This window comes from Streptomyces sp. NPDC031554 (genome assembly GCF_055580685.1).
In genome coordinates this window covers 443,748-457,600 of the sequence record NZ_JBVIKX010000005.1, presented here as the reverse complement: position 1 = coordinate 457,600, position 13,853 = coordinate 443,748, and the positions used below count along the sequence as shown (strand labels likewise).

Genomic DNA, 13,853 nt, shown 5'->3' with positions numbered 1-13,853 from the left:
GGGCCCGCGATCCGCGGGCCGTCACCGGAGCGTCGCCGTGCGAGGAGGGGATGCCGCCCTCGCCGGGCCCCGGTGTGTGCGTCGGCCCGTTCGCACGGGAGGCCGTGCGCGGCCGTCGGGGTGGGGTGGGGGTGGTGGCGCGACGGCCGGCCGGTTCCGGAACGGCCGCCGCGCGGACGTCGTCAGCGGACGGTCGCCCCGAACGCCACGCCGGTCGCGGGCAGGCCGCCCTCACCGGGCTTGATCGTCACCGTCGGCGCGCCGCCGGAGGCCACGTTCCACGGGAAGCCGTGGACCGCGCGGGCCTCGACGGGGCCGTAGGGCATGCCGACGTAGAGCAGCGAGGGGGTGGCGGCCAGCGAGAGGCCGGCGAGCTGGCGCGGGGCGGGGACGCCCGGAACGCCGTAGCCGGGGTCGATCCACTGGTCGGAGGCGCCGGCCGCGCCGACCAGCGGGACGATCTGGACGCCGCCCTTCTCCATGTGCTCCTCGGACGACTCCTCCCCCGGCACGCCGATGGCGAGGCGGGTGGTGGTGGCCGTGGAGATGGCGTTCGGCGAGGTGTTGACGGCGGCGAGCCGCTTGCCGAAGAAGTCGCCGGCCTCGGCGTCCTGGTCCACGTCGGCGGTGTTCTGGTCGATCCAGGCGGTCTGGGTGAACGTGCCGTTGGCGGCGAGCTTGAACACCTGGACGGCGCCCGCGTCCACGGTGGTCGACAGGTCCTCGCCCGGAACGCCGACCACGAGCAGCGACTCGGTGGTGGAGGTGGCGCCGGAGGCCCGGTAGGGGACCATGGCGAGCGCGTCGCCGAACTGGTCGCCGGCCTCCTCGGCGCCGCTGATCACGTCCTGGTCCTGGGCGAGTCCGCCGAGCGGCTTGGGGTAGCCGGAGGTGAGCGTGTGGTTGAAGTAGGCCACGCCGCCGGCGAACGGCGTGGTGCCGATCGCCTCGCCGGGGGTGCCGACCGCGAAGTGGGTGGGGGTCGCGGCGAGGGAGGACCCGAAACGGTCGTCCTGCTCCGCCACGCCGGCCACGGCGCCGCCGTTCTCGGTGTCCTGGTGGGTGAGGGTGACCGTCTGCGCGGTGCCGCCGACGTAGTAGAAGCCGCCGGCGTCCTCGATGGTGCCGATGGACTCGCCCGGGGAGCCGATCAGCAGGTACGGCTGGCCTGCCGAGGTCTTCCCGGCGGCGACCGCGTAACCGACCCAGTCGTCGGCCTCGGCACCGCCGCCGAGCGGCTTGTCGGTGCCCTGGTAGAACTCCTTGACGGGCTTGGTGCCGCCGTTGAGCCCGTTGGTGGAGCCGTAGATCACGTGCACGGAACCGGAGTCGGCCGCCGTGCCGATGTCCTCGTACGGGATGCCGACGGCGAGGTCGCTGCAGCCGTCGAGGTCGGCGTCGTAGACGGCCAGCGCGTAGCCGTACCGGTCACCGGCCTCGGGCACGCCGGGAATGCTCTCCAGCGTCTGATCCAGCGTCAGCGTGCCCTTGCCGCCGCCGTAGACGATGTGCACCGCGCCCGCCTTCGGCACGCCGGCGTCGGTCGCCTCCGGGTCGGCGATCGCCGTGTCCCGGATGCCGTCGCCGTTGAAGTCCGAGTCGACCCCGGACGGGCACGCGACCGCGGCGGCGGCCGGCGTGCCGCCGGCGCCGAGACCCCAGGCCAGCAGTGCTCCCGTCACCACCGCGGCAGCGCTGTGCCGCCATGTCCTGCCTGCGTGTAACACAGCCCTGCCCCCGCAGATAAAGAGGAACTAAAAAACGTCACCGGATCATCGCCACGGGTGACGTCCCCGTGCAAGAGATCACTTGAGCACCAGGACATGACAAGAATCACAGGAAACACACACCGGCTTCACCGCTTCCGGCCCGCGCGGGGACCGCTGCGGACCGTCCCTGCGGGGGACGGGCCGCTCCCCGTATGCTCGCCCGGAAGTCAGACACCGGAAGGCATCGAAGTGAACTACAGGGTCCAGCCCAGCGCTCAGGTCGACGACACCGCCGAGATCGGCGCCGGCAGCAGCGTCTGGGACCTGGCACAGGTCCGCGAGGGCGCCCGCCTCGGCGAGGGCTGCGTGATCGGCCGCGGCGCCTACGTGGGCACGGGCGTGCGCATGGGCGACAACTGCAAGCTCCAGAACTACGCGCTCGTCTACGAACCGGCCGAGCTGGGCGACGGCGTCTTCATCGGCCCCGCCGTGGTCCTCACCAACGACCACAACCCCCGTTCCGTGGACCCCGAGGGCAAGCAGAAGCGCGGCGGCGACTGGGAGGCCGTCGGCGTGAAGATCGCCGACGGCGCCTCCATCGGCGCCCGGTCGGTGTGCGTCGCCCCGATCGAGATCGGCCGCTGGGCCATGGTCGCGGCCGGTGCCGTCGTCACCAAGGACGTCCCCGACTTCGCCCTGGTCGTCGGCGTCCCCGCCCGCCGCATCGGCTGGGTCGGCCACGAGGGCGTCCGGCTGGTCCCGCGCGAGGACCGGCCCGGCGTGTGGGAGTGCCCGAAGTCGGGCCGCCTGTACCGGGAGACGGCCGAGGGGACGCTCACCGAGTCGGAGTGAGCCGGACAGCACCAGGAGGGTGGGAACCGGCCCGGGGCACCCCGGGCCGCTCGGTCCTCCAGCCCGTGACGGCGCCCGGACCACGCGAGGGGGCGCCCAGGACACACAACGAGGACGACACATGTCTCAGACCGACGTCAAGGTCCCGGCACCGCAGGACGCGGCCGGCACCGGGGACGCGCCCGAGCCCGCGCCACCCGCGCCCGCACGGGCCCCGCGGCTCTACGCGCTGGACGCGCTGCGCGTCATAGCGGCGCTCTCCGTGCTGCTCTTCCACTTCACCGGCGTGGACGCGGCCACCGAGGCCAACTGGGGCATCAACCCGAAGGCGCTGTTCCCGTCGATCTTCCCGTACACCTCCTACGGCTCGTACGGCGTCCAGCTGTTCTTCATCATCAGCGGCTTCGTGATCTGCCTGTCCGCCTGGGGCCGCACCCCGGGACAGTTCGTCCAGGCCCGCTTCCTGCGCCTCTTCCCCGCCTACTGGTTCTCGGTCGTCGTCGCCGTCCTCGTCTGGCGCGGACTGCCCGACGGCGAACGCAAGGCGCCGAGCTTCAGCGAGTCGCTGACCAACCTCACCATGGTCCAGGCGCCGCTCTCGGCCCGGCACCTGGTCGGCGCCTACTGGACGCTGTGGGTGGAACTCACCTTCTACCTGATCTTCCTGGTGGTGCTCTGGAAGGGGGTGGACTACGTCCGGGTCTCCGTCTTCTGCTGGCTGTGGCTGCTCGCGAGCGTCCTGGTGCAGAAGGAGCAGATCCCCCTGGTCGGCATCTTCGCCCAGCCGCTGAACACCGCGCTGTTCGTCTCCGGCATCGCGATGTACCTGATGTACCGGTTCGGGCCCGACCTCAAGCTGTGGGGCCTGCTCGCCGCGGGCTGGCTGGTGATGCAGGGCGACCTCGTCCAGCACGCCGACCACGTGCGCGACGAGCAGGGCATGGACCGCTCGCCGTACGTCGCCCTCGCCCTGGTCACCGTCTTCTACCTGATCGTCCTCGCCGTCGCGCTGCACAAGTTCGACCGGCTCGAGTGGAAGTGGCTGACCACGGCCGGCGCCCTGGTGTACCCGCTCTACCTGCTCCACGAGGAGCTGGGCTGGGCCATGATCCGCAAGCTGTACGGCGGCGGCCACCTGGGCGCGTGGGCCACCCTGGCCACCACCACGGCCGTACTGGTCGTGCTGGCCTGGCTCGTCCACCGGTTCGTGGAGAAACCCTCCCAGCGGTGGCTGCGCAACCGTCTGGCCAAGGAGTCCGGCCGGCACACGGCGGCGGCCCGCGGCTGATCCGACGACGAAGGGCCTGACGCCACCCGCTGGTGGCGTCAGGCCCTTCGTCGTCGAGGGGGCCGGACGGACAGGTCCGTCCGGACGGGTCAGCCGCCGATGACGACCCGCCGGACGCCCTTCCAGGCCTCCGGGTCGGTCGTGCGGCGGCCGTCGACCAGGACCGTGACGTCCGGCAGGTCGGCCGGGGTCAGGGAGCGGTACTCGGCGTGGTCGGCCTGCAGGATCGCGGCCGTGACCTTCTCGCCCGCGTGCGGGGGGAGACCGTGCGCCGCCAGCTCCTCGGCCGTGTACATCGGGTCCGAGACGAACGGGACCGCGCCGCGCGCCTTCAGCGCCTCCACGGTCGGGAAGACGCCCGAGAACGCGGTCTCCTTGACGCCACCGCGGTAGGCGGCGCCCAGCACGAGCACGTTCACCCCGGTCAGGTCGCCGTGGGCGGCGGCCAGCAGGTCCACGGCGTACTCCGGCATCGCCGCGTTCGCCTCGCGCGCGGAACGCACGACGGTCGCCGCCGGGTCGTTCCACAGGTACATCCGCGGGTAGATCGGGATGCAGTGGCCGCCGACGGCGATGCCGGGCTGGTGGATGTGGCTGTAGGGCTGCGAGTTGCAGGCCTCGATGACCTTCTTGACGTCGATGCCGTTGCTGTCGGCGAAGCGCGCGAACTGGTTCGCCAGGCCGATGTTGACGTCCCGGTAGGTGGTCTCGGCGAGCTTGGCGAGCTCGGAGGCCTCCACGGTGCCCAGGTCCCACACGCCGTTGGCCCGCGGCAGGTCGGCGCGCTCGTCGAAGTCGAGGACCTGCTCGTAGAACTCCACACCGCGGGCCGTCGACGCCTCGTCTATGCCGCCGACCAGCTTCGGGTAGCGGCGCAGGTCCGCGAAGACCCGGCCGGTCAGGACCCGCTCCGGGGAGAACACCAGGTGGAAGTCCTCCCCCGGGGTCAGGCCGGAGCCCTCCGCCAGCATCGGCGCCCAGCGGGTGCGCGTGGTGCCGACCGGCAGCGTGGTCTCGTACGAGACGAGCGTTCCCGGCTTCATGCCCTGGGCGATGGCCTTGGTCGCCGAGTCCATCCAGCCGAAGTCCGGCACGCCCTCGGCGTCGACGAACAGCGGCACGACCACGACGACGGCGTCGCTCTCGGCGACCGCGGACGCGGTGTCCGTCGTCGCGCTCAGCAGCCCGGCGTCGACGGCCTGCTTCAGCTTGACGTCGAGGTCGTGCTCACCCGGGAAGGGCTCGACGCCGGCGTTGACCAGCTCGACGACCTTCTCGTTGACGTCCGCGCCGATGACCCGGTGCCCCTTGGACGCGAACTGCACGGCCAGCGGAAGCCCGATCTTGCCGAGCGCTACTACACAGATGTTCATGGACGGTGGCTACTTCCTTCTGGAACCCGTTCGGCTTCAGGAACCGTTCGACTTCGACTTCGACTTCTTGGAACCGTTCGACTTCGAGCCGACGGAGCGGGACTTCACCTTCCGCGCCAGACGCCCGAGCGCCCGCCGCACCAAAGTCCTCTTCGGGGGGTACAGCTGGGCCGTGTCGATGACCACACGCCCCTTGTCGTTCACGATGGCGGACGCCCGGTACGGATCGGCGTCCCGGCCCCATCGCCGGGCGAGGGGCATCGGCAGCCCCGCACCGCGCACCGGGATCTCGTACGTCCGGCCGGCGAGGTCCAGGTACACCCGGACGCCCCTCCTGGCGGTGACGTACTCCAGCGGCACCCGGGCGTGCAGCACGGTGGCCGCGCCGTCCGGGGCCGTCTCCACCCGCATCTCGCCGACCGGCGCCGGCAGCGCGTGATCCGCCTTGAGACGGCGCGCGCCCGGTTTGTCGGCCGACTTGGGCATGGCGCCCCTGGCGAGCCGCAGCACCGCTCCCGCGCCGTCCGCCTGCCCGACCACGGGTACCCGCACGGACGCCGTGTAGGCGAGCTGGTCGCCCTGCTGCTCCCAGTCGGAGGCGAGCAGCTCGGTGCCCTGGGCCAGGCGGCCCGGGACCGACTCGTCGATCAGCTCGTAGACACGGTCGGGGAGCCCGAGGAGCGGGTCGCGGAAGCCGGGGTAGCGGGCGTAGGCACGGCCGTCCTCGACGACGAACGGCGGTGCCCCGTGCTCCTGCTCGGCGCTGATCGCCTCGGACAGCGCGTCGACCGCCCCCGCGTGGGCCAGGGCGATGCGCACCCGGCGCTTGACGTCCATGGCGTCGCGGATGCCGTCGGTGAAGTAGGTGTCGGCGAGCCGCGCGATGCCCGCGCAGAGCCGGCGCTGCAGCTCGCGGTCGAGGGCCGGGAAGTCGTCCTGGACGAGCTTGGCCAGCTCCCAGGTGAAGTGCCGGCGCAGGACGGCGTCACGCTTCGGCCCGGCCTCGATGAGCCCGGCGGTGAAGTCCACGATCTCCGCGGCGGCCCGCAGCCGCGCCAGGTGGTCGGCGCGGTAGGTGATGTTGCTGGCGTCGCCGCGCTTGACCGCGAAGTAGCAGATGTAGTCGGCGACCACCGAGATCTTCCGGGCGCGCACGCACGCCTCGATGGTGAACGGCTGGTCGCTGCCCACGGGCAGGTGCTCCGGGAAGCGCAGCTTGTGCTTCTCGACGAGCTCCCGGCGGAACAGCTTGGTGTTGGCGAGGGTGAACGGCAGCGCGGAGTCGTACAGGCTGACGTCCGGGTCGTTCTCCTTGTACAGCGCCTGATGGACGTACCGGCCGTTGGTGCCGACCATCTTGCCGACCACGACGTCCGAGCCGTTGCGGTCGGCGCACTTCACCATGCGCTCCAGGGCTTCCTCGCCGAGGTAGTCGTCGGAGCCTATGAAGTACACGTAACGGCCCGTGGCCACCTCCAGCGCCCTGTTGCTGGGCGCCGCCGGGCCTCCGGAGTTCGGCTGGTGGATCACCTTGACGGTGTCCGGGTACAGCGCCGCGAACCGGTCGAGTTCGCGGCCGCTGTCGTCGGTGGAGCCGTCGTCGACGGCGACGACCTCCAGCCGGTCACGGCCGATGCTCTGCCCGACGAGGGAGTTCAGGCACTCCGTCAGGTAGGGCATCGTGTTGTAGACGGCGACGACGACGGTGACGTCGGGAACGGCCCCGCTCATGAACCCGCCTTCGAGGATCTGGCGACCAGCCGGGTGTAGAGCCCGTCCAGCACCTCGGCCTGCGCCTCCCACGTCCAGGTGTCGAGCAGCCCGGGCTTGTCGTAGGCGGCCGTGTACTTCCGGGGGTCGGCCAGTACGGCCTTGATGGCGCGGGCGAGATCGTCGACGTCCTCGGCCCGGCAGACCTCGCCCTGCCCGGTGGACCGGGTCACCTCGGACATGGTCCTCACGTCGCTGACCACCAGCGGCAGCCGCGCGTGCGAGTACTCGAAGAACTTCGTGATCAGGGCGATCTCGTGGTTGGGCCAGTGGTGGATCGGGATGCAGCCGACGTTCGCCGCGGCCAGGAAACGGACCACCTGCCAGTGCTTGACGTACGGCACGGCGTGCAGCCGGTCGCCCACCCCGAGTTCCTGCGCGCGGCGCAGCAGGCCCTGTATGTAGCCGGCGGCCGGCGCCGGGACGACGAACGCCATGTGGACGCCGTCCAGCTTCGGCAGGGCCTCCACCATGTCACCGAGGCCGCGCTGCGGGCCGGGCGAGCCGCTGTAGACCACCAGCGGGACGTCCGGTCCGATGCCGCACAGGGCGCGCAGGTCCGGCTCCGGCTCGGCGTCGTCGAGCAGCGGGTCCCGCTCGACGGGCCGGTCGGGGGCGTTGAGGACCACGGTCGGCTGTTCCCGGAGGCCGTGGCGCTCCACCAGCAGGTCGGCCAGGCCCTCGGAGACGGTGACCACGGCGTCGGCGAACGGGGCGTACTCGCTCTCGTGCGCGGTGTTGCCCGGGATCCAGTGCGCGTTGTCCTCCCAGGGGCGCACCCCGGGCAGGAACTCGTGGGCGTCCCACACCAGCTTGACCGACCGGCCGGCGGCACGGGCCCGCACCGCGGCGCGGGCGCCGACCCCGAGCATCCGGAAGTCGTTGGCGTGGATGAGATCGGGCTTGAGGGCGTCGATCTCCTTGCCGTAGGTCAGTTCGTAGTCCCACAGCACGGGTTCCAGACGACGCCAGGCGCGCTTGCCCTTGGCCGCCTTCCACAGGGCCGTGAAGGCGCGGTCCAGGGGCCCGCGCAGGGCACGGCCCGCGGTCTGTGCCCGGCTGCTCTGGCGGGCCCGGAACTCGATCCACTTCTGCATGAACCTGGAGACCGGTCCGGCCACCACGAGGCGCAGCTTCTCGACCCGGCGGAACAGCGGGCCGCCCACGGCCTGCGGCGCCACCTTCAGGGCGGCCCGGCGGGCGGCGAGGTCCGCGCGCCACGCCTTGGCCCACTGCCGGCGGTAGGCCGCCATCGGCCCCGGCGGGTAGGCGAGCGGACGGCGCAGCGGCGAGCGGTGCCGCTCGGCGTGCCGCTTGGCCAGCGGCGTCTTCAGCGGCAGCAGCCGCACCTCGGCGTCGCCGAGCTTCCAGGTACGCCCGTTGCCGGAGCGGACGAGGCCGAGGAGCACCACGTCCCAGCCGGCGGCCGCCGCGGACTCCGCGGCCTTCTGCACGCGCGAGTCGCCGTCGACCTTGTTGTCGACCAGCATGACGACCCGGCCCTTGGTCGGGCGGGGCGCGTCGGTGCGCTGCGCTTCCATGAACAGCCTTTCTGAACCGGTCACTTCAGGAAATCGCTCAGGACCTGGGCGGTCCATGTGCCGTCGTGGTAGGTGCGGGCGAACTCGAGGGACTCCCGGCCGATGCGGGCCGTGCCCTCGGGGTCGCCGACGAGCCCCTCCAGGACCTCGCGGAGGGTTTCGGGGGTGGCGCCGACGATGGGCAGGGCGCCGTCCGTGGCGAGTTTCACGCTGTCGCTGATGTAGGCGACGACGGGCTTGCCGGCCGCCATGGCCTCCACGGCGAAGGTGCCGTAGCTGCCGGTGGTGAACTGGTCGAGCACCAGGTCGCAGCTCTGCACCAGCTCGCGCATCTCGGCCCACGGGATGCCCTCGGCGAGCCGGAACTCGATGACGCCCCGGTCGTGCAGCTCGGTGAGGACCGGCATGATCCGGTCGGTTCCCTTGGTCCACCGCTTCGACGGGGCGTGCAGCACCAGCGGCCGCTTGCGCTCCATGACCGGGCGGTCGGTGGCCCACTTGTCGACGTCCACGACCAGCGGCAGCCACTTCGCCGTCGGGAGGTCCTCCAAAAGGTCGGGCGTGGTGACGTAGAGCGGCAGTCCGGCCTCGGTCGCGATCCGCTTGTTCACCTCGGCCTTGGCCTGGAGCTTCTTCGCGATGCCGTCGGGGGCGTCGTGGAACAGCGAGAAGGGGTGGCGCGCCATGTGGTGGGCGGGGTTGCGGATCTCGCTGCCGTGGGCGAGCAGCGCCACCTTGATCCTGGCCTGCTTCAGGGCGTCCAGGTCACCGGCGATGCTGGTGCCGTTGAGGTGTCCGAACACCGGCATGAAGGCGTCGACCAGCAGGTGGGTGAAGCGGCCGATGACCCGCTCCATCTGCTGGACCTGCACGTCGAGGTCGCGCAGCCGGTCCGCGTCCACGTACACGTCGGCCGGGTAGTCGAAGGACTCCGGCCGCTTGTTCATGACGACCTCGGCCGACACGTCCGGGTTGAGGCGCGTGACGGCCTGCGCGAACGCGGCGCCCTGGCCCGCGTAGTTGGCGGGGCCCAGACCGAGGCGGACCCGGGTGTCGCGGAGCTTGCGCCACAGCGGCTTGCCGTCGGCGCCGGTGTTGTCCGCCGTCCGCACCGCCTCCGGGGTCTCCTGGACCGTCCAGGACACCTCGGGCCGGGGGCCCGGCGGGGTCTTCTTCGACAGGTCCCGGTACAGCTGCAGCAGCTTGCCGCTCTGCGCCTCCCAGGACAGGTCGGTGAGGACGTCCTCGGTGATCGCGTCGGCGAGCTTGCCGCGGTTCTGCATGGCCCGTGCGGCGGCTTCGGCGAACGTCCCGGGGTCGTCCCACGTCCACACCTCGCCCAGGCCGTGCTGCTCCACGTACGCCTTGATGACCTTGACGTCGCTGGTGACCAGCGGCAGTCCGGCCTGCAGGTACTCGGAGACCTTCGTCGGCAGCGACACCTCGCAGTTGGGGACGCGCCGGAAGGGGGTGAGGCCGAGGTCGGCGGAGGAGAGGTAGTCGGCGACCTCGTGCTGCGGCACGTACGGCACCAGGTGGATGCGGTCGCGCACGCCCAGCGCCTCGGCCTGCGCGAGGAGTTGTTCCAGAAGGGGCGTCATCCGGCCGTGCACCAGGGCGAGGTGGAAGTCGGGCAGCCGGGGCAGACCGTCGATGACGGCGTCCACGCCGCGCTCCGGACCGATCCAGCCGGAGTAGACCATCAGCGGGACCTCGGGGCCCAGGCCGCAGGCCGCGCGCACCGACGAGGCGGCCGTGCCGGCCCCGATCACCTCGCGGACCGGCGCGTTGCCGACCACCAGCGGCGCCTTCGCCAGCCCGTGGTCGTTCTTCAGCAGCTCCGCCATCTGGCTGGAGACGGTGACGACGGCGTCGGCCCGGCCGATGAACTCGGCCTCCACCGCGGGCAGCGCGTACGCCTGGCGGGGGTTCGGCCACTCCACGCCTTTGATGTACTCGTGCGCGTCGTACAGCCAGGCGCACCTGCGGCCCCGGGCACGCAACCGGGCGGCGCTGAGGGCGGCCGTCGCGATCATCGTCACGTCGTTGGCGTGGATGACGTCCGGCTCGAGTTCCTCGATCACCGGGCCGAAGGCGAGGTCGAGGTCGACCACCTGCGGCCAGTCGACCCGCCAGTCCCGGGCCAGGTCGTCCTTGGACTTCTGCCGCTGCTCCCACTTGAACGCCTGCACCCGCAGCCGGTGGACCGACCGGCGCGCCCGGAGCACCGCCTTGATCGACGTACGGCGCGGAGCGCTCGCCCAGTTGCTCTCGGCCGACTTCTGCCGGACCCAGGCCCGGTACTCCGCGGTGTAACGGTTGAGAGCCGCCTGGTCCGGAAGATGGAACTGGGTGGCAGCGGCCCGCAGGGAGCGCTCCCTGCGCACCTTCACACCGCGCAGGTAGTCCGAAGTCACCGGTACCCGGACGACGTCGATCGGCCCCATCTTCGACCGCTGGACACGCTTGGTGTCGCTCCGGCCGATCAGCGTCACGTCCCAGCCGTCTCGGGCCGCGGCAACGGCTGTCTTCTGGACACGGGAGTCACCCGTGATGCCGTTGGCGACGATCACTGCGATCCTCGGCCTGCGGGCAGGGGATTCCATTACGTACTTCCTCCGGGGGTACAGGAGCGCGGCCCCCCCTGTTCCAGGGGGGGCCGGCGGGTGGCAGTGGCGCGCACCGGAAGCTACCGGGCGGCCACGTGCTCGACCGGGTCGATAAGGACGGTACCGCCGTTGGTCGCCGAAGCGAGAACCGCCGCCGCGACCTCCACGGTACGCATGCCCTGCCGCAGGGTGCAGATGTCGGCGGGCTCGCCGAGCACCGCGTCCCGGAACAGCTCGTGCTCCACCTGGAGCGGCTCGCGCTTGGGGATGGCGTAGCGGATCATGTCGCCCTCGGAGACACCGCGGAAGGCCTGGAGGGCCTCCCACTCGGTGGTCACCGCCGCGTTGGAGTGGAAGGTCAGGTCGGCGGTGAGGGTGTCGGCGATGAAGCAGCCGCGCTCACCGGTGACCGAGGTGAACCGCTCCTTGAGCGGGCTCAGCCAGTTGACCAGGTGGTTGACCATGGTGCCGTCGTCCAGGCGGCCGACCGCGGAGACCATGTCCTCGTGCTCACGGCCGCTCTTGGAGACGGTGTGCGCGGCGATGGACACGTACTGGCGGCCCGTCACCCAGCCGGTGAGGTCGATGTCGTGCGTGGCCAGGTCCTTGACCACGCCGACGTCGGCGATGCGGTGCGGGAACGGGCCCTGGCGCCGGGTGACGACCTGGTAGACGTCGCCCAGTTCGCCGGCCTCCAGGCGGGCGCGCAGCGAGCGCAGTGCCGGGTTGCACCGCTCGATGTGGCCCACGCCGGCCACCAGGCCGCGCGACTCGAAGGCCTCGACGAGCCGGCGGGCGCCCTCGACGGTGTCGGCGACCGGCTTCTCGATCAGCGCGCAGACGCCGGCCCCGGCGAGCGCCAGACCGACCTCCTCGTGCAGGTGGGTGGGGCAGGCCACGACCGCGTAGTCCACGCCGAGCGCGATCAGCTCCTCGACCGTGTTCAGGACCGGCGCACCCTGCGCGGCACCGAACTTGTCGCCCATCGGGTCGACGACGCCGACGAAGTCGACGCCGTCCAGGCCCGCCAGGACACGGGCGTGGTGACGCCCCATCGAGCCGAGGCCGACGAGTCCGGCCCGCAGACGCTTGGTCACAGCTGCTCTCCCAGCGCGTTCACGGCGGTCACGATGCGCTCCAGGTCCTGCGCCGACAGCGCGGGGTGGACGGGCAGCGAGACGACCTCGGCGGCCGCGCGCTCCGTCTCCGGCAGGTCCCAGGAGCGGCCCGCCTTCTGGTCCGGCTCCCAGTACGGCTTGAGCCGGTGGATCGGGGTCGGGTAGTACACCGCGTTGCCGATGCCGGCCTCGGTCAGCTGGGCCATGGCGGCCTCACGGTCACCCTGGATGCGCACCGTGTACTGGTGGTACACGTGGCGGGCGCCCTCGGCGACCTTCGGGGTCACCACGTTGGGCGCGGTGATGTGCTCGGTGAGGTAGGCGGCGTTGGCGATGCGCTGCTCGGTCCAGCCGCCGAGCTTGGCGCGCTGCACGCGGCCGATCGCCGCGGACACGTCCGTCATCCGCACGTTGGCGCCGACGATCTCGTTGGCGTACCGCTTCTCCATGCCCTGGTTGCGCAGCAGGCGCAGGGTCCGCGCGGTCTCCGCGTCACCCGTGGAGATGATGCCGCCCTCGAGGCTGTGCATGTTCTTCGTCGGGTAGAAGCTGAAGGTGCCCGCGGCACCGAACGCGCCGACCGGCGTGCCGTGCAGCGCGGCCGCGTGGGCCTGGCAGGCGTCCTCGACGACGGCGAGCCCGTGCGCCTGCGCGATCGCCGTGATGCGGTCCATCGCGGCGGGGTGGCCGTAGAGGTGGACGGGCATGACGGCGGCGGTGCGCGGGGTGATCGCGGCCTCGAAGGCGGCCGGGTCCAGGCAGAAGGTGTCGGCCTCGATGTCGGCGAAGACCACGTCCGCGCCGACCAGACGCACCGCGTTGGCGGAGGCGGCGAACGAGAACGAGGGGACGACGACCTCGTCGCCCGGACCGATGCCGAGGGCCAGCAGCGCCAGGTGCAGCGCCGAGGTGCCGGAGTTGACGGCGACGCAGTGGCGCCCGTCGACCAGCTCCGAGAACTCCTCCTCGAAGGCGGCCACCTCGGGCCCCTGGACGACCAGGCCGCTGCGCAGCACGCGGACCGCGGCCTCGATCTCCTCCTCGCCGATCACAGGCTTGGCGGCCGGTATGAACTCATGGGCGTCGGTCATCGACATCCCCTCCTCTACGGCGACCTCAAGGGCGCGTCGTGCTTCGTCGGGAAGGGGCCGCGTCGAGATCAGCACGGCCGCATCCCTGGGTGTTCACCGCTGCCGGTGGGCGGGCGAACGGCTTGTACACAGGACCCCGCCCCCGGAGGGTTCCTTGCGGGAATACAGCCGTATCCGAGCCGGAGGGCCGGAAGTGCTGGTCGGCTGCGGTCACGGCGGGCATGGCTGTCGCCACCGAGACCACGGTTCACGTTACCAGCACGGAGACGGCGATTTTCCCCAGGGTTACCACAGAGAAACCAGTTCTTGAGGTCCGCTTCATCACAGGTGAGAGACAGGCTAACCCGCACGCGAACGCCGGGCGAAGCGGCACAACCGGAGCGGCGGGGGGGGGGGGGGGGGGGGGGGGGGGGGGGGGCGGGCGCGGCGCCCCGGCCCCCGCGCGGCGCGGCCCGCGCGGGGGGGGGGGGGGGGGGGGGGGGGCGGGGGGGGGGGCGCGGGG

At 71.9% G+C, this 13,853-nt stretch carries 9 protein-coding genes; 2 read left to right on the top strand and 7 right to left on the bottom strand.

The window, feature by feature from the left end; translation table 11 throughout:
- Positions 1-182: 182 nt before the first annotated feature.
- On the bottom strand, positions 183-1,685 hold the full coding sequence (locus ACZ5FU_RS16750) for a VCBS repeat-containing protein (protein ID WP_451775769.1): 1,503 nt from the start codon (positions 1,683-1,685) through the stop codon (positions 183-185).
- A gap of 273 nt (positions 1,686-1,958) precedes the next feature.
- On the opposite strand from ACZ5FU_RS16750, the gene ACZ5FU_RS16745 reads away from it, so the two are divergent.
- Together ACZ5FU_RS16745 and ACZ5FU_RS16740 are read left to right on the top strand one after the other, a co-directional pair.
- The gene (locus ACZ5FU_RS16745) at positions 1,959-2,561 is read left to right on the top strand and encodes an acyltransferase (protein WP_366057503.1); all 603 of its coding nucleotides are present in this window, start codon (positions 1,959-1,961) and stop codon (positions 2,559-2,561) included.
- 121 nt (positions 2,562-2,682) lie between these two features.
- Positions 2,683-3,849, top strand: coding sequence for an acyltransferase family protein (locus ACZ5FU_RS16740; protein WP_451528188.1), 1,167 nt, complete (start codon positions 2,683-2,685; stop codon positions 3,847-3,849).
- 89 nt (positions 3,850-3,938) lie between these two features.
- On the opposite strand, the gene ACZ5FU_RS16735 is transcribed toward ACZ5FU_RS16740, so the two are convergent.
- The 6 genes from ACZ5FU_RS16735 to ACZ5FU_RS16710 form a co-directional block, all read right to left on the bottom strand.
- On the bottom strand, positions 3,939-5,222 hold the full coding sequence (locus ACZ5FU_RS16735; protein WP_451526752.1) for a nucleotide sugar dehydrogenase: 1,284 nt from the start codon (positions 5,220-5,222) through the stop codon (positions 3,939-3,941).
- A 36-nt stretch (positions 5,223-5,258) separates the two neighbouring features.
- Entirely contained in the window at positions 5,259-6,953 is a 1,695-nt protein-coding gene (locus tag ACZ5FU_RS16730) for a glycosyltransferase family 2 protein (RefSeq protein ID WP_451526751.1), read from the bottom strand.
- On the bottom strand, positions 6,950-8,533 hold the full coding sequence (locus tag ACZ5FU_RS16725; protein ID WP_451526750.1) for a glycosyltransferase family 4 protein: 1,584 nt from the start codon (positions 8,531-8,533) through the stop codon (positions 6,950-6,952). The genes ACZ5FU_RS16730 and ACZ5FU_RS16725 overlap by 4 nt, the downstream gene beginning before the upstream one ends.
- A gap of 20 nt (positions 8,534-8,553) precedes the next feature.
- Positions 8,554-11,139: a glycosyltransferase family 4 protein gene (locus tag ACZ5FU_RS16720; RefSeq protein ID WP_451526749.1), complete on the bottom strand. Its 2,586-nt coding sequence runs from the start codon at positions 11,137-11,139 to the stop codon at positions 8,554-8,556.
- Positions 11,140-11,222: 83 nt separating this feature from the next.
- The gene (locus ACZ5FU_RS16715) at positions 11,223-12,197 is read right to left on the bottom strand and encodes a Gfo/Idh/MocA family protein (RefSeq protein ID WP_451526756.1); all 975 of its coding nucleotides are present in this window, start codon (positions 12,195-12,197) and stop codon (positions 11,223-11,225) included.
- 38 nt (positions 12,198-12,235) lie between these two features.
- Positions 12,236-13,351, bottom strand: a complete 1,116-nt coding sequence (locus ACZ5FU_RS16710) for a DegT/DnrJ/EryC1/StrS family aminotransferase (RefSeq protein WP_451526748.1) — start codon at positions 13,349-13,351, stop codon at positions 12,236-12,238.
- Between the last annotated feature and the right edge of the window lie 502 nt (positions 13,352-13,853).